The following is a 16,113-nucleotide window of genomic DNA, read 5'->3' on the forward strand; positions in this document are numbered from 1 at the left end:
CTTCGGGCCCCGACATGACCTACCTCTACGCCTACCTGTCGACACTCATCGTCTTTTTGCTCTGCGACATGGCCTGGCTCGGGACCATGGCGAGCCGATTGTATCGCCCGACACTCGGCGACATCCTGTCGACGGAGGTCAACCTGCCTCCGGCGATCGCCTTCTATCTGATCTACCCGATCGGGCTCGTGGTGTTCGCGGTGCTCCCGGCCATAAGGTCCGAAAGCCTGGCCCAGGCGGCGCTCAGCGGCGCACTCTTCGGCTTCTTCAGTTACATGACGTATGATTTGACCAATCAGGCGACTGTGCGGAACTGGACCTTGCAGCTCACACTGCTTGACATGACCTGGGGAACGCTGCTTGGCGCCATGTCCGCCACAGCGGCCTGCCTCATCACCGCAAGGCTAGCTGCCTGAAGTCCGCTTCGGAAATGGAAAGAACGGCCGGGTCCGCGCCTGCACGTCACGAAATTGCTGGCCGCGCGAGCGCAGCATGTGCTGTTCGAGCGGCGGCACGCCGGACACATGGACCAGAATCCAATACATGCTGGCCGGCGCCAGCAACGTGATCCAGCCGGGCGGATACGAGGCGTCGATCGCGATCAACGGATACGCCAGCCAGCAAAGCCACTCGAAGAAATAGTTCGGATGGCGCGACCACTTCCATAATCCCGCCTCGCAAATCCGATGTCGATTGGCGGGATTCGAGCGGAATTTGCTGAGCTGCGCGTCGGACAATGCCTCCCCGATCAGGCCGGTCAACAGCAGCGCTGCACCGAGCAAGTCCGCAAGCCCAAGTGCGGGTCGCGGGTTATGCGCCGCGAGCGCAACGGAGATCGTCAGGATGAGCCCAACCGCCGCCTGGGCCTGGAGCTGCAGGAACATCCGCCGGTCGGCCGTGTCGCCCCATTGATCGATCAGGTCGCGATAGCGCGGATCATCGCCGGCTTTCCAGGTCCGCGACAGAAGATGACTGCCGAGCCGCAGCGACCAGATCGCGACCAGCAGCGCGACCATGGTCTGCCGCGCGGTCGGCACGCCAGCTTCCGGGACCGGGACGAGGCTGGCCACGCAAGCAACCAAACCGGTGCCGAATGTCCAGCAGACATCGATCCATCCGGTGGCTCCGGTCCGTCGCTGGATCTGCCAGGCGGCCGTCATGACCGCAGACAGCGCAAGGGCCATGATTGCGACTTGAGATATCAGCTGGAGCAGGCTCACGGAGCATCTCCCAGGAGCGGCCGTCACATGCGGATCAACGGCTGCAACAAACGGCCGATCATTCCGTTGAGCTTCAAATCTCCCTGCATTGCGACCAGGCAGATGCAGTCCTCCGTCGAGTTGATCTTGACGTCATGATCCACCGACCCGTCGCCAAAGTCGAAGTCTCCGGGTCCGAAATGGCCCCCGGCGTGAACGAAGCTTCCTGACAGCACGCAGGTCATTTCAAACCCTGTGTGGGTATGTTCGATCATCCTCGTTCCCGGGCTGGATTTCAGGAGAAAGACGCGCGTCGCACTCGGCTCGGGCAGCCGGATCGGCCGCAAATGCACCTTTGGTGCGATCCATCTCCACGGACTATCGGGATAGCTGTCCAGAAAGTCCGGCAAACCCGGTACGTCGCGGAATGCCTGCCCCCGGCGCCGCTCCGGGATGGAGGTCCGCGAGGTCTCGTCCAGCCTGCGCTCTATCGCCTCGAGCGCTCCGTCCGACATCGCGGTCGGCGGCAATCCGGTCAGCATGGCGCCGCCGACATGCTCCATCGCGCGTACCACTGCACGGCACTTCGCACAGCCGACCAGATGGGTGGCAACACCAATATGCTGGCCAAGGTCGACCGTGCCGGCTGCGAACATCGCCAACAGCTCGTCCGGGGGATGATGATGGACAGTCATGAGAAGTCATCCAGCAAGCTGCGCAGCCGGACCATCGCCAGCCGCAAGCGTGATTTGACGGTGCCGAGCGGGATATCGAGCGCCCTTGCGATCTCCGCATGGGCGATTTCGTGAAAGAAAGACAGCTCGATCACCCGCATCTGCTCTTCCGGCAGCACAGACAGCGCATCGCGCACCCGCGCCCCGATTTCAGATGCCGCCACCCCAGCGTCGGGCAACGGCCCCTCATCGCGCTGAAACTCGAGTTCCGTCTCGGACGTATCGTTCGTTGGGGTTCGTTTCTGACGACGGAGCGCGTCGATGCGGAGATTTCGCGCGATCGTAAAGATCCAGGCTGCGGCACCAGCGCTGCCGGGATCAAACAGGCTGGCCTTTGACCACACGGCGAACAAGGCCTCCTGCGCCAGTTCGTCGGCAAGCTGCTCGCTTGCACCGGAGCGCTGCATGAACGTCTTGATGCGCGGCGCAAAATCTCGAAACAACGCCGCGAAGGCCTCGCGATCCCTGCGGACAGCAACGGCTTCGATCAGCCGGGCCCATCTGGCGGCATCCGACGTCTCATTGTCGGGAGTTTCACTCAGCATGCCGCGCGGGCACTCCCTATCACTGACGGCTCTGCGACCGCAGTACCGGATCGCGCCGGGCCTGACCAGACCGATGACCCCGGAAACATGTCGAGCGGCGGCTTGCATGCATCAGGAACGCCACCCGGCCGCGGTTGGATCACTGCCGGTGATCCAACACGCAACATCCGTCGTTTCATTCCAAGACGCCGACCGCGCAATCGGCCGGCGCAGCGTGCCGCTGAGGGATTGTAGTTGAGCAGCGACGGCAGATTGAACATAGCCGTGATCGGAACCGGCATTTCCGGCCTCTCGGCCGCCTGGCTGCTCAGCCAGCGGCACGACGTGACCGTCTACGAGAAGTCGGATCGGATCGGCGGGCATTCCAACACCGTGATAGCGTCCATCGGTGACGAGCGCGTTGCCGTGGATACCGGCTTCATCGTGTTCAACCGGAGCACCTACCCTAATCTCGCTGCGCTGTTCCAGCATCTCGACGTGGCCACGCAAGCGTCGGAGATGTCGCTGTCGGTTTCGCTCGACCGCGGCAATCTGGAATATTCCGGGACCGGCCTCTCCGGTCTGCTGGCGCAGCCCGGCAACCTCCTGCGCCCGCGTTTCTGGTCGATGCTGCGCGACGTCGTGCGGTTCTACGATCGCGCGACCCGCGACGCCGCTCGGCTGAGCGACGAGTCGATCAGCCTCGGCGACTATCTCGTGCAAGGTGGTTATGGCGCAGCGTTCCGCGACGACCACCTGCTACCGATGGCAAGCGCCATCTGGTCGGCACCCCCGGATGAAATTCTCGCCTTTCCCGCGGCAACATTCATTCGCTTCCACCACAATCACGGGCTGCTCCAATTGACGGGGCGGCCGCCATGGGAAACCGTGATCGGCGGCAGTCAGGTCTATGTGCAGCGGCTGGTCCAGCCGTTCGCGGACCGGATCAGGCTCGACTGCGGCGTGGTCGGGATACGCCGATCGTCCGGCCGCGTCATGGTCACGGATGTCCACGGCGAAACACAGCCGTACGATCACGTCGTGCTGGCAACGCACGCAAATCAGGCATTGTCGACGATCGACGATCCGACGCCCGATGAAGCCGAACTGCTCGGCGCGTTCCGCTATAACCGCAACCTGGCCGTGCTCCACTCCGATCCCGGATTCATGCCGCGGCGCCGACCGGCCTGGTCGAGCTGGAATTATGTCGGCTCGCGCGACAAGGCCGCCGCGCCGGTCGGCGTCACCTATTGGATGAACCGGCTCCAGGGCATTCCCCAGCATTTGCGGCTCTTCGTCACGCTCAATCCGGCGCATCCGCCACACAGCGAAACGCTGCATCACACGGAGATGTACGAGCATCCGATCTTCGATGCCGCCGCGATCGCCGCACAGCGCCGGCTATGGTCGCTGCAAGGCCAGAAAAACACCTGGTTCTGCGGCGCGCATTTTGGCGCCGGCTTCCACGAAGACGGGCTGCAATCCGGGCTTGCAGTCGCCGAACAGCTGGGAGGCGCGCGGCGGCCGTGGACCATATCAGACGAATCCGGACGCATCGCGCTCGCCGCAAGCGCGAGGTCGCTGCCCGAACCGGAGCTGCAACCATGACGCTCCGCTCCTGCCTCTATCGCGGCAGCGTCATGCATCGGCGACTGAGGCCCACCACGCATCGCTTCCGCTATCGTGCGTTCTGGCTGCTGCTCGATCTCGACGAGATGCCCCTGCTCGCTTCCCGTTTGCGGCTGTTCTCCCGCAACGGATTCAACCTGTTTGCACTTCACGATGCCGATCACGGCGACGGCAGCGCAACGCCACTGCGCCTGCAGGCCGAACGTTGCCTGATGCAGGCAGGGATCGATATCGCCGGAGGGCCGATCCGGCTCTTCTGCATGCCTCGAACGCTCGGCTACAGCTTCAATCCGCTCAGCATCTATTTCTGCCACCGACACGACGGCCAGCTCGCCGCGATCATCTATCAGGTTCACAACACGTTCGGCGAACGCCACGCCTATGTGGCCTCGGTCGCGGCCGATACTGGCACCATCCGGCATGACTGCGACAAGGCCTTCCACGTGTCTCCCTTCCTGAACATGGACATGTCCTATCACTTCCGGCTGAACCAACCGGACGCGCATTTTGCGCTCGGTATCAGCGCAAGTGCGGGCGGAGCAACCGTGCTCGGCGCCTGCCTGACGGCGTCACGCCACGAGCTCAGCGACCAAGCGCTGTTGTACAATTTCGTCGCCATTCCGCTGGTCACGATCAAGGTGATCCTTGCGATTCATTGGGAAGCGTTGCGGCTTTGGTTGAAGGGCTTGCGGTTACGCGGGCGCCCGCAACGCTCTCCTCACACGATCACGACCGTGCCCCCATCGCCCCAGCATCGGATTGACTCGCATGCACTCTGACCACCCGCAGACCGTCCCCTGCCCGCATCCCGTCGAATGGCCGCCGGTGCTGCGGGCGACTGTCGGGACGCTGCTGCGGCGGCTGTTCCACCGTATCGACTGCGGCGAAATCCTGCTCCAGACGCCGAGTGGGCGCGGCGTCGTGATTTCCGGGATGCGCGGCGAAGAGCAGGCGCATATCAGGATCCATGGTTGGAAATGCCTGCTGCGGCTGCTGATCGGCGGTGATCTGGGTTTTGCCGAAGGCTTCCTTGCCGGCGAATGGTCGACGCCCGACATCTACTCGTTCCTCAGCGCGGCTGCACCGCGTTCGGCACGCGCCCCTTCGTTCGAGCGGCTGAGGCCGCCGCAGCCTCTGAACTGGCTTCGTCACGCCCTGCTCAATCGCAATACCAGGCGCGGCAGCCGGCGCAACATTCGCGCCCATTACGATCTCGGCAATGACTTCTACCGCCTCTGGCTCGATCCGAGCATGACCTATTCATCGGCGATCTACACCTCGCCACACCAGACGCTCGCGCAGGCCCAGCAGAACAAGCTCGATCGGGTGACTGAACTGCTCGATCTCAGCGGCGGCGAGAGGGTTCTCGAGATCGGCTGCGGCTGGGGCGCGCTGGCACAGCATCTTGTCGAACGGAATGTCTGTCACGTCACCGGCCTGACACTGTCGACTGAACAGCTTGGCTACGCATACGAGCAACTCGCCGAACAGGGTCTCGCCGACAGGGCAAATCTGCGGCTCGAGGACTATCGCGACACCGAGGGCACCTATGATCGCGTCGTCTCGATCGAGATGCTGGAGGCAGTCGGCGAGGCGTACTGGCCGTTGTTTTTCGACAATCTGCGGCAACGGCTCGATATCGGCGGCATCGCGGTGCTGCAGGTGATCACGATCGACGAACGTCGCTTCGAAAGCTATCGCAGGCGGCCGGAATTCATCCAGCGATACGTATTTCCGGGCGGAATGTTGCCGACCGTCGAGATCGTCGAACGACTGGTCGACAATTCCGGACTTCGGCTGGTTTCGACCGAGTTCTTCGCTGCCAGCTATGCGCGCACGCTGGCCGACTGGCGCGACCGGTTCGTCGACGCGTGGCCATCGATCGAAGCCCTCGGCTTCGATATCCGCTTCAAGCGGATGTGGGAGTATTATCTGGCCTATTGCAGGCTCGGCTTCGAAATCGGCGCTCTTAATGTGGGGCTGTACAAGATCGAGCGACCGTCTTGAACGAACCGTGTCGTGCGAATCTGACGCAGAGCGCCGATTTGCAGCAAGATTTGGCCGGATCGCAGCGCATTTTCAAAACGATCTTTCCGGCTGTGTCATCCCCCGCACGGCCAACTGGTTAACGCAGACCGCCACGCGAAATTCGCCGCACTGCAAAAGCCTTCCCCTTTTGCCATCGGCACACTAGTTTCCGGCCAGAGCAAAACACGGACCGGCAAAAGATTACCCCGACATGGCATTCAACAAAGACGTCATTGAAGCGATCGGCAACACCCCCCTCATCAAGCTGAAACGCGCATCCGAACTGACCGGCTGCACCATTCTCGGCAAGGCCGAATTCATGAATCCCGGCCAGTCGGTGAAGGATCGCGCCGGCAAGGGGATGATCCTGGAGGCCGAAAAGCGCGGCGATCTGAAGCCCGGCGGGCTCGTGGTCGAATCGACCGCGGGCAATACCGGCATCGGACTTGCGGTCGTCGCCAGTGCGCGGGGCTACCGCACCCTGATCGTCATTCCGGAGACCCAGAGCCAGGAAAAGAAGGACATGCTGCGGCTGTGCGGGGCCGAGCTCGTCGAGGCGCCGGCGCTGCCCTACTCCAATCCGAACAACTATCAGCATCTCGGCAAGCGTCTCGCCGAGCAGCTGCGCAAGACGGAACCGAACGGCGTGCTGTTCGCCGACCAGTGGAACAACCTCGACAATCCCAAGGCACACTACGATTCGACCGGACCGGAGATCTGGCAGCAGACCAACGGCAAGGTGGATGGCTTCATCTGCTCGGTCGGCACCGGCGGCACGCTCGCCGGCATCAGCCGCTATTTGAAGGAAAAGAACAAGGACATCGTCACCGCCTGCGCCGATCCGCACGGCTTCGCCATGTACGAGCTGTTCAAGAACGGCCAGGTCAAATCGACGCCGGGCGACTCGATCACCGAAGGCATCGGGCTCGGACGCAAGACGCCCGTGATCGAGACCGCGAATGTCGACGACGCGTTCCTGGTCTCCGACGAGGAAGCCGTGACCATCATCTACGAGCTGCTGGAGCACGAAGGCCTGTGCCTCGGCGGTTCGACCGGCGTCAACATCGCGGGTGCGATCCAGCTCGCCAAGCAGCTCGGCCCCGGCAAGACCATCGTCACCATTCTCTGCGACTCCGGCAACCGCTATCAGTCCAAGCTGTTCAACCCGGCCTTCATGCGTTCAAAGAATCTGCCGGTCCCGGAATGGCTGGAAAAGCGGAGCAAGATCGAGCTGCCGTTCGTTTGACGGGCATCGTCATTCCGGGGCAGTCCGCAGTGCCGAACCCTCAGGTGCGCAATTGCGCACCGAGAATCTCGAGATTCCGGGTTCGATGCTTACGCGTCGCCCCGGAATGACTCAACAATCACCGCAAGATCTGGCTTAGGAACAGCTTCGACCGCGCGTGTTGCGGGTTGGCGAAGAATTCCTGCGGCGTGTTCGACTCGATGATCTGACCGGCGTCCATGAACACGACGCGGTTGGCGACCTCGCGGGCAAAGCCCATTTCGTGAGTCACGACCAGCATGGTCATGCCCTCCCTGGCGAGATCGACCATGGTGTCGAGCACCTCCTTGACCATTTCCGGGTCGAGCGCCGAGGTCGGCTCGTCGAACAGCATCACCTTCGGGTTCATGGTCAGCGCTCGGGCGATCGCCACGCGCTGCTGCTGACCGCCCGACATCTGGCCGGGAAACTTATTGGCCTGATGCGGGATCTTGACCCGCTCGAGGAACTTCATCGCGGCCGCCTCGGCATCCTTCTTCGGGATGTTGCGCACCCAGATCGGCGCCAGCGTGCAATTGTCGAGCACGGTGAGATGCGGGAACAGATTGAAGCTCTGGAACACCATGCCGACTTCGCGCCGCACCTCGTCGACCCGGCGCAGGTTCGGGCCGAGCTCGATGCCGTCGACAACGATCTCACCCTCCTGAAATTCCTCCAGCGCGTTGATGCAGCGGATCAGGGTTGACTTGCCCGAGCCGGACGGGCCGCAGATCACGATGCGCTCGCCCTTGCCGACCTCAAGGTTGATGTCGCGCAACACGTGGAAGTCGCCGTACCATTTGTTGAGCGTGGAAATGTTGACGATCGGGGTTGTGGACATGGTGACCTTGTTCAGTGGCGGCGGTGAGCGTTGAGCCTGTTTTCGACGAACAGCGAGTAGCGCGACATTCCAAAGCAGAACACGAAGTAGATCATTCCTGCAAAGGCGAAGCCGGTAAAGGCTGTCGTCGGCGTCGACCAGTTCGGGTCGGAGAACGATGCCCGCAGGGAACCCAACAGATCGAACAGCGCCACGATCGACACCAGCGAGGTATCCTTGAAAAGCGAGATGAAGCTGTTGACGATGCCGGGAATGACGTAGCGCAGCGCCTGCGGCAGCACGATCAACGACGTCGTCTTCCACCAGGACAGGCCGAGCGCCGAGGCGGCCTCCGCCTGCCCGCGCGCCACCGCAGCCAACCCGCCCCTGATCACCTCGGCCATATAGGCGCCAGTAAAGATCGCCACGCCAATCAGGGCACGCAACAGGCCGTCGACGGCGAAATTGCCCGGCACGAACAGCGGCAGCATGTAGGTCGCGAAGAACAACACCGTGATCAGCGGCACGCCGCGCCAGAATTCGATGAAGGCGATCGAGAAGATCCGGATCAGCGGAATGCTCGACCGGCGGCCGAGCGCAAGCGCAATCCCGATCGGCATCGAGGCAACGATGCCGGTGATCGCGATCACCAGCGTCACCAGGAGGCCGCCCCACAGCCGCGTGTCGACGATCGGAAAGCCGCCGCGATCGAGCCCCATCAGCTTGATGCCTGCGGCGATCCCGGCGAACGTCAGCAGGCTACCGATCAGCGCCCTGTGCCCGGTCCGCGTGCCGCCTCCGAGCACGAACAGCACGGCGGAGACGATCGCGGCAGTGACCAGGAAATCGCCCCAGACCGGCAGCGACGAGAGCTGCAACTGGTCGCGCAGCCAGGTCAGCGGAAAGATCAGCCAATGGATCAGAAGGCCGACCAGGACGAGCACCTTGCCCAGTACCCATGGCAGCGGGGCGATCGCCGAACTCTTGCTGAGATTGACCAAGAGATCGCCGGCGCCGCCAATGCTCTGCTCGAACAGCTGCAACAGGCCCGCGGTCCAGCTCACGCCGAAGCCGGCGATGCCGCCGCCATGCAGCAGGAAAAACGCCACCACCGGAAAGGCGAAGAAGAACAGACCGGAGTTGATGCCCTTGGCCGGCAGGCGCGGCATCAGCAGCGGCAGCAACAGCGCGGCGCCAAGCCCATAAGTCAGATTGACGCGCCAGCGCTGGGCTTCGGGATAGAAGCCATAGACCAGCTGCGTCAGCTTGGCCTGGATATAGGGCCAGCAGGCGCCGACCTCGTGCCCCGCCTTTTCGGCGAGGCAAGCAGTGCGCTCCTTGCCGGTCCAGACCGCGTCGACCAGCAGGAACTTGAGCGTCGGGACAACGATGTACCAGGCGAGCAGCAGCCCGAGAATCGTGAGCAGGATGTTGCCCGGCGAATTCAGCAGCCGCGTTCGCACGAAGCCGATGAAGCCGGTGGTCTTGGCCGGCGCCGCGCGCTCGGCGACCAGATCCTGCCGGACAAAGGACGAGGCGGACAGATCGGTCATGCCGCCATGCTCCGGTTGATGCGCCAGCCGTAGACGCTCATCAGCGCGCTCGTCGTCAGCGAGAGCAACAGGTAGACGCCCATCGTCATGGCGATGATCTCGATCGCCTGCCCGGTCTGGCTCACCGCGGTGCCGGCGAACACCGAGACAAGGTCCGGATAGCCGATCGCCACCGCCAGCGACGAATTCTTGGTGAGATTGAGGTACTGGCTGGTCAGCGGCGGCACGATGACCCGCATCGCCTGCGGCACCACGATCAGCCGCAGCGTCGCGGCGCGGCTGAGGCCGAGCGAGGAGCCCGCCTCCATCTGGCCCTTATGGACCGACATGACGCCGGCGCGGACGATCTCGGCGATGAAGGCCGCCGTGTAGGTCGACAACGCGACCGTCAGCGCAACGAATTCGGGAATGACCCGCGCGCCGCCGGCGAAGTTGAAGCCTTTCAGCTGCGGCAACTCGAACTTCAACGGCCAGCCGAAGATCAGCATCGAGACCAGCGGCAAACCTACCAGGCAACCCAGCAGATAGGGCCAGATCCGGATCATCTGCCCGCGCTGGAACAGGGCGCGCCGCGCGTGATGCCGCAAGCCCAGCGCCACGACGATGCCGACCGCGAGCGCGGCCAGGAACGGATAGAGGCCGGGTTCACTGACCGGCTGCGGCACGATCAGGCCGCGATTATTGAGGAAGAACGCACCGAAGATCGAGATGCTCTGCCGCGGCGCCGGCAGCGCCGCGAGCACTGCGAGATACCAGAACAGGATCTGGAACAAGACCGGCAAGTTCCGGACAATCTCGACATAGATGCCGCCGATCCGCGACAGCAGCCAGTTCGGCGACAACCGGCATAGCGCCACGACGAAGCCGATCACGGTGGCGAAGACAATGCCGATCACCGAGACCAGGATCGTGTTCAACAAGCCGACGAAGAACACCCGCCAGTAGGTGTCGGAATTGTTGTAGGCGATCAGGCTCTGATTGACGTCAAAGCCCGCATTGTAATTGAGGAAGCCGAAGCCCGACGCAATGTGCTGGGTCTCCAGGTTCGTCCGCGCATTCGCCACGATCTCGTAGGCGATCCAGGCCAGGACCGCGGCGAAGCCAATCTGGGCGGCCAATCCGTTCCAGCCGGTCTTGCCGCCAAGCGCACGCTTCAGCCTGAGGGTAAACTGAAGCGGTGGTTTGCGGGGCGCGATGCTCATCGCGGCAGCCGTTGGCCGGACCGATCAGCGGATCGGCGGCGCGTACTGGATCCCGCCCTTGTTCCAGAGATTGTTGACGCCACGGGCGATGCCGAGCGGCGAGCCGGCGCCGACATTGCGCTCGAAGGTCTCGCCGTAATTGCCGACCGCCTTGACGATGCGCACCACCCAGTCCTTGGTCAGGCCGAGCTGTTCACCCAGATTGCCGTCGGTGCCGAGCACCCGCTTCATCTCCGGCTTATCCGATTTGAGCATCGTGTCGACATTCTTCTGGGTGATGCCGAGCTCCTCGGCATTGATCATTGCAAACAGCGTCCACTTCACGATGTCGAACCACTGGTCGTCGCCGTGGCGCACCATCGGCCCCAGCGGCTCCTTGGAAATGATTTCCGGCAGCACGATGTGATCAGCGGGGTTCGCGAGCTTCAGACGGCTGGCATAGAGCCCGGAGGCGTCGTCGGTGAAAACGTCGCAGCGACCGGATTCATAGGCTTTGACCGCTTCGTCGATGCTGCCGAATGCGATCACCTCGTACTTCATGTTGTTGCCCTTGAAGAAGTCGGCGAGGTTCTGCTCCGTCGTGGTGCCGGTCTGCACGCAGACCGACGCGCTGTTCAATTCGAGCGCCGAATTGACCTTGAGCGACTTCTTCACCATGAAGCCCTGCCCGTCATAATAGGTCACGCCGGTGAAATTGGCGCCGAGCGAGGTATCGCGCGACACCGTCCAGGTGGTGTTGCGCGACAGCACGTCGATCTCGCCGGATTGCAGCGCGGTGAAGCGATCCTTGGCCGACAGCGGCACGAACTTGACCTTGGTCGGGTCGTCGAGCACCACGGCAGCAATGGCCCGGCAAACGTCGACGTCGATCCCGGTCCAGTTCCCCTTGTCGTCCGGTGATGAAAAGCCAGGCAGACCCTGGCTGACGCCGCAGGACAGCTGACCGCGGTCCTTGACCGTCTTGAGGGTTTGCGCCGAGGCGGACTGGACCGACAAGGCAGCGGCAGCGGCAAGGAGGACAGCCAGGGATACGCGTTTCATGGGTAGGCCTTTCAGGGTCGTCCGTTGGACGTTTTGCTTTGTGATCGCCTCGCGTTCACGGGCCATCCCAATGATCCCCTGCAGCAAAAGATGCTGATCTGACAGTCAGTTTGACATGCAAACCGGCCAGGCAACGGATCGTAGGTCGCGGCAGGCCCCTCAACGTGCGGCGACTGGTAGTTGCGGCGCATCACATAGCGACTGACGAGCCGGGTCAAGGGGTTGACGCACGTCTTCTACCTCTTGTTAGTAACACCTCCCGGCGTGGCCCTGTCTTCCCGACGCGGTACCGCTGCGGCAAAAAGTCTAAAATCCAACGGCAGCAAACCATGACCTCCTCCGACGGCTCCACGCCCTTCCGCCCGCAAGACGCCGCGACCCGTCTGGTCACGGCCGGCCGCGACACCAAGGCCCAGAAGGGCTTCGTCAATCCGCCGGTCTTCCACGGCTCGACCGTGCTTTATCCGACCGCCGAGGACCTCCACGCCCATCGTGCCGAATTTACCTATGGCCGCCACGGCAGCCCGACCACGCGGGCGCTGCAGGACGTGCTGATGGCGCTGGAAGGCCCGCAATGCGCCGGCGTCGGCATCGCCCCGTCGGGACTGGCCGCGATCAGCACCACGCTGCTCGCCGTGCTGAAGGCCGGCGACCATCTGCTGGTGTGCGACAACGCCTATCGGCCGACCCGCAATTTCTGCGACAACATGCTGAAGCGCTACGGCATCGAGACCAGCTATTTCGATCCGCTGATCGGCGCCGGCATCGAGACGCTGTTCAAGCCGAATACCCGCGCGGTGCTGATTGAAGCCCCCGGCTCGCAATCCTTCGAGATGCCCGACGTCCGCGCGATTTCGGCCGTGGCGCACGGCCGCGGCGCGCTCGTGATCGACGACAACACCTGGGCGACGGCGCTCTATCACCGCTCGCTCGAACAGGGCGTCGACATCAGCATGCAGGCCGGCACAAAGTATATCGGCGGCCACTCCGACATCATGTTCGGCACCATCGCGGCCAATGCAAAGGCCTGGCCGCTGATTCAGGAGGCGATCCGCCTGCTCGGCGTCTGCGCCGGTCCGGACGACGTCTATCTCGCGCTGCGCGGTGTCCGCACGCTGTCGGTGCGGCTGGCGCAGCACCACCGCTCCGGGCTCGAGATCGCGCGCTGGCTTGGCGCGCGGCCCGAGGTCGATCGTGTGCTGCACCCGGCCCTGGAAACCGATCCGGGGCACGCGATCTGGAAGCGCGACTTCACCGGCGCCTCCGGCCTGTTCAGCATCGTGCTGAAGCCGGTGCCGCAGAGCGCGGTCGATGCGATGCTCAACGCGCTCACGCTGTTCGGCATGGGCTTTTCCTGGGGCGGCTTCGAAAGCCTCGCCATCCCGTTCGACTGCAGCGACTATCGCAGCGCGACCAAATGGTCGCCGGGCGGGCCGACGCTGCGGCTGCATATCGGGCTCGAAAATCTCGACGACCTCAAGGCCGATCTTGATCGCGGCTTTGCCGCGTTGAAGGCCGCGCTCTGATCCTTCGGCGCCGGCTTGCGCGTTAGGCGACATTAACCACGACCGACTGGCCGTGACGCCGCGTTGCGACCTCCACGTCGCACACGTTGCACGCGCGCGATCTCAGGGATTCTGCGGAGATGCGACGGCGCCCGATAACTCGCCGTTCACCATCCCCACCAATCCCTTAATTGTCCGGACGTTCCATCAAGTTCCCTTATACTTTTGCGGCCGTAGTGATGCTCCCGGGAAGGGTTGTCAGTGCCGCAAGGACGTGACTGCCCTGCGTTAAGGGCATTCAGACAATCGCATGAAGACGGCACGCATCGTGGTCCTCGGCATCGCCGGCGTCGCAGGCCTCGCGGCCATGTATCTCGCGAGCGTTGGCGATCGCAAACCGGCGCCGGTCGCGCCGCCAATAGTTCAGCTGCCGACCGTCGAGGTGCTGGTGGCGAAGTCCGACATCGGGCTCGGTCAGTCGGTCAAGCCTGAAGACGTGCAATGGCAGCGCTGGCCGGCCGAGACCGCGAGCAGCGCGTTCATCCGCCACGACACCAATGCCGACGCCATGAACGACGTCATCGGCTCGATCGCGCGCGCACCCTTCATCATCGGCGAGCCAATCCGCGAGCAGAAACTGGTCAAGGCCAATGGCAGCGGCTTCATGGCCGCGATCCTGCCCACCGGCATGCGCGCGATCTCCACGGAAATCTCGCCGGAGACCGGCGCCGGCGGCTTCATCCTGCCCAACGACCGCGTCGACGTGATCCTGTCGCGACGCGACAAGAATCCCGATAGGCAACAGGGCAGCGGCGACATCATCACCACCGAGATCCTGCTGTCCAACGTCCGCGTGCTGGCGATCGACCAGGCGCCGAAAGAGAAGGACGGCAACAACTCCCTCATCGGCAAGACCGTGACCCTCGAGCTCAAGCCCGAACAGGCCGAGACGCTCGCGCGGGCCCGGCAGAGCGGCACGCTGGCGCTGGCGCTGCGCAGCATCGCCGACGTCAACGAGAAGACCGACGAGACCACAGACCATGCCCCGAAGCGGGGCGAGAGCATCCGGGTGGTGCGTTTCGGCATCCCGAGCTCTCAGACGACACAGAAGTGATGGGGGCTTCGATATGACAATTGGTGCAAAACAACTGGCGACGCGGGCCACACTGGTCCGCTCGCTGTCATTCTCGGCGGTCACCGCCCTGATGCTGATCCCTGCCCTCGCGAGCGCGACCGACCCCGACAAGAACGCGGACGTCGCGGTGACCAGCAGCATCGCCGCCAAGACGCGCTTCGTTTCGCTCGGCGTCGGCAAGTCGGTGGTGGTCGACCTGCCGCGCGAAGCCAAGGACGTCCTGGTCGCCGATCCCAAGATCGCTAACGCCGTGATCCGCTCGGCGCAGCGCGCCTATATCATCGGCGCCGCGGTCGGCCAGACCAATGTGGTTTTCTTCGACGCCGACGGCAACCAGGTCGCCTCCTACGACATCGCGATCAAGCGCGACCTCAACGGCATGCGTGCCGCGCTGAAGCAGATGCTGCCGGGCGTCCAGATCGAGGGCGTCGGTGAGAGCGTGGTGCTGACCGGTACCGTGGCAAGCCCGGTCGAGGCGCAGCAGGCCGGCGACATCGCCGCCAAGCTGGTCGGCGGCGCCGACAAGGTCGTCAACTCCATCGTGGTGCGTGGCCGCGACCAGGTGATGCTGAAGGTCACCGTCGCCGAAGTGCGCCGCGACGTCGTCAAGCAGCTCGGCGTCGATCTCAGTGCCAACATGAACTATGGTACCGCCGCGGTCGTCTTCAACAACGCCAACGCCTTCACCGCCAACAACGGACCGCTCGCCAACAATATGCTGACCGGCGCGGCCCTGAACAAGCTCGGCGTGCCGACCGTCACCGCGACGCTGCGCGCGATGGAGAGTGCGGGCGTGGTGAAGACGCTGGCCGAGCCCAACCTCACGGCGATCTCCGGCGAGTCCGCGACCTTCGTGTCAGGCGGCGAGTTTCCCATTCCGACCGGCGTCACCTGTCAGACCTCGGCGACGGGCACGATCGGGAATTGCGTCCAGACCGTCAGCTTCAAGAAGTTCGGCATCTCGCTCAACTTCACCCCGGTGGTGCTGTCCGAGGGGCGCATCAGCCTGAAGGTGATGACCGAGGTTTCCGAAGTCTCGATGGATAACGCGTTGACCGGCGGCCAGGGCGGGACGACCATTCCCTCAATCAAGACCCGTCGCGCCGACACCACGCTGGAAGTGCCCTCCGGCGGCTCGATCGCGATGGCCGGATTGATCCAGGAGCAGACCAAGCAGGCCATCAATGGAATGCCCGGCGTCGATCAGATCCCGGTGCTCGGGCAGCTGTTCAGGAGCCAGGACTTCGTCAACAACGAGACCGAGCTCATGGTCATCGTGACACCCTATGTGGTGCGCGCGGTTGCGCAGAAGGAATTGTCGCGTCCCGATGACGGCTTCGCGCCGGCCTCCGACGCGCAGTCGGCGCTGCTGGCGCGCGTCAATCGCATCTACGGCGTTGCCGCCCGTGCCGAGCCGATCGGCGCCACGCCGGTCAATTTCGGCTTCATCATCGACTGAGGCGCTGAAGGGTTGGGGGA

General features: G+C 63.6%; 15 protein-coding genes. 8 read left to right on the plus strand and 7 right to left on the minus strand.

Annotation, left to right across the window (positions count from 1 at the left end):
• Positions 1 to 14: 14 nt before the first annotated feature.
• Positions 15 to 416, plus strand: coding sequence for a DUF2177 family protein (locus tag ACVIGA_RS42445; protein ID WP_456670686.1), 402 nt, complete (start codon positions 15 to 17; stop codon positions 414 to 416).
• Here the strand turns inward: ACVIGA_RS42445 and ACVIGA_RS42450 are convergent.
• Genes ACVIGA_RS42450 through ACVIGA_RS42460 form a run of 3 tightly spaced genes read right to left on the minus strand, consistent with a single transcriptional unit; the run spans position 405 to position 2,478 of the window.
• The gene (locus ACVIGA_RS42450) at positions 405 to 1,220 is read right to left on the minus strand and encodes a DUF1295 domain-containing protein (protein WP_456670687.1); all 816 of its coding nucleotides are present in this window, start codon (positions 1,218 to 1,220) and stop codon (positions 405 to 407) included. The genes ACVIGA_RS42445 and ACVIGA_RS42450 overlap by 12 nt on opposite strands.
• Positions 1,221 to 1,243: 23 nt before the next feature.
• Positions 1,244 to 1,894 (minus strand): ChrR family anti-sigma-E factor, encoded by a 651-nt coding sequence (locus tag ACVIGA_RS42455; RefSeq protein WP_456670688.1) that lies wholly within the window; start codon positions 1,892 to 1,894, stop codon positions 1,244 to 1,246.
• Entirely contained in the window at positions 1,891 to 2,478 is a 588-nt protein-coding gene (locus ACVIGA_RS42460) for a sigma-70 family RNA polymerase sigma factor (RefSeq protein ID WP_456670689.1), read from the minus strand. The genes ACVIGA_RS42455 and ACVIGA_RS42460 overlap by 4 nt, the downstream gene beginning before the upstream one ends.
• A 252-nt stretch (positions 2,479 to 2,730) precedes the next feature.
• Here ACVIGA_RS42460 and ACVIGA_RS42465 point away from each other — a divergent pair, with 252 nt between their 5' ends.
• The 4 genes from ACVIGA_RS42465 to ACVIGA_RS42480 all read left to right on the plus strand — a co-directional run bounded on the left by ACVIGA_RS42465 (position 2,731) and on the right by ACVIGA_RS42480 (position 7,360).
• The gene (locus ACVIGA_RS42465) at positions 2,731 to 4,065 is read left to right on the plus strand and encodes an NAD(P)/FAD-dependent oxidoreductase (protein ID WP_456670690.1); all 1,335 of its coding nucleotides are present in this window, start codon (positions 2,731 to 2,733) and stop codon (positions 4,063 to 4,065) included.
• On the plus strand, positions 4,062 to 4,865 hold the full coding sequence (locus tag ACVIGA_RS42470) for a DUF1365 domain-containing protein (RefSeq protein ID WP_456670691.1): 804 nt from the start codon (positions 4,062 to 4,064) through the stop codon (positions 4,863 to 4,865). The genes ACVIGA_RS42465 and ACVIGA_RS42470 overlap by 4 nt, the downstream gene beginning before the upstream one ends.
• Positions 4,855 to 6,093 (plus strand): class I SAM-dependent methyltransferase, encoded by a 1,239-nt coding sequence (locus tag ACVIGA_RS42475; RefSeq protein ID WP_456670692.1) that lies wholly within the window; start codon positions 4,855 to 4,857, stop codon positions 6,091 to 6,093. Before ACVIGA_RS42470 ends, ACVIGA_RS42475 begins: the two co-directional genes overlap by 11 nt.
• 232 nt (positions 6,094 to 6,325) lie before the next feature.
• Complete coding sequence (locus ACVIGA_RS42480; protein ID WP_375774857.1) at positions 6,326 to 7,360, plus strand: cysteine synthase A; 1,035 nt, start codon at positions 6,326 to 6,328, stop codon at positions 7,358 to 7,360.
• A gap of 118 nt (positions 7,361 to 7,478) precedes the next feature.
• Here the strand turns inward: ACVIGA_RS42480 and ACVIGA_RS42485 are convergent, their stop codons facing one another.
• From ACVIGA_RS42485 to ACVIGA_RS42500, 4 genes are read right to left on the minus strand one after another with little or no spacing between them, the layout of a single operon-like run.
• A complete protein-coding gene (locus tag ACVIGA_RS42485) occupies positions 7,479 to 8,219 on the minus strand; it encodes an amino acid ABC transporter ATP-binding protein (protein ID WP_029083902.1) in 741 nt (246 codons plus the stop codon).
• Between the two features lie 11 nt (positions 8,220 to 8,230).
• Positions 8,231 to 9,751, minus strand: coding sequence for an amino acid ABC transporter permease (locus ACVIGA_RS42490; RefSeq protein ID WP_456670693.1), 1,521 nt, complete (start codon positions 9,749 to 9,751; stop codon positions 8,231 to 8,233).
• The gene (locus tag ACVIGA_RS42495; RefSeq protein WP_456670694.1) at positions 9,748 to 10,953 is read right to left on the minus strand and encodes an amino acid ABC transporter permease; all 1,206 of its coding nucleotides are present in this window, start codon (positions 10,951 to 10,953) and stop codon (positions 9,748 to 9,750) included. Before ACVIGA_RS42495 ends, ACVIGA_RS42490 begins: the two co-directional genes overlap by 4 nt.
• 24 nt (positions 10,954 to 10,977) lie before the next feature.
• Positions 10,978 to 11,994 carry an amino acid ABC transporter substrate-binding protein gene (locus ACVIGA_RS42500; RefSeq protein ID WP_173642910.1) on the minus strand — a complete coding sequence of 339 codons (1,017 nt, stop codon included), beginning with the start codon at positions 11,992 to 11,994 and terminating at the stop codon, positions 10,978 to 10,980.
• 329 nt (positions 11,995 to 12,323) lie between these two features.
• On the opposite strand from ACVIGA_RS42500, the gene metC reads away from it, so the two are divergent.
• From metC to ACVIGA_RS42515, 3 genes are all read left to right on the plus strand, one after another.
• Entirely contained in the window at positions 12,324 to 13,520 is a 1,197-nt protein-coding gene (gene metC, locus ACVIGA_RS42505; RefSeq protein WP_456670695.1) for a cystathionine beta-lyase, read from the plus strand.
• A gap of 289 nt (positions 13,521 to 13,809) precedes the next feature.
• Positions 13,810 to 14,613, plus strand: coding sequence for a Flp pilus assembly protein CpaB (gene cpaB, locus ACVIGA_RS42510; protein WP_456670696.1), 804 nt, complete (start codon positions 13,810 to 13,812; stop codon positions 14,611 to 14,613).
• Positions 14,614 to 14,626: 13 nt separating this feature from the next.
• Positions 14,627 to 16,093: a type II and III secretion system protein family protein gene (locus ACVIGA_RS42515; protein ID WP_374707943.1), complete on the plus strand. Its 1,467-nt coding sequence runs from the start codon at positions 14,627 to 14,629 to the stop codon at positions 16,091 to 16,093.
• Positions 16,094 to 16,113: the final 20 nt, after the last annotated feature.

Source organism: Bradyrhizobium sp. USDA 3240 (assembly GCF_054063295.1).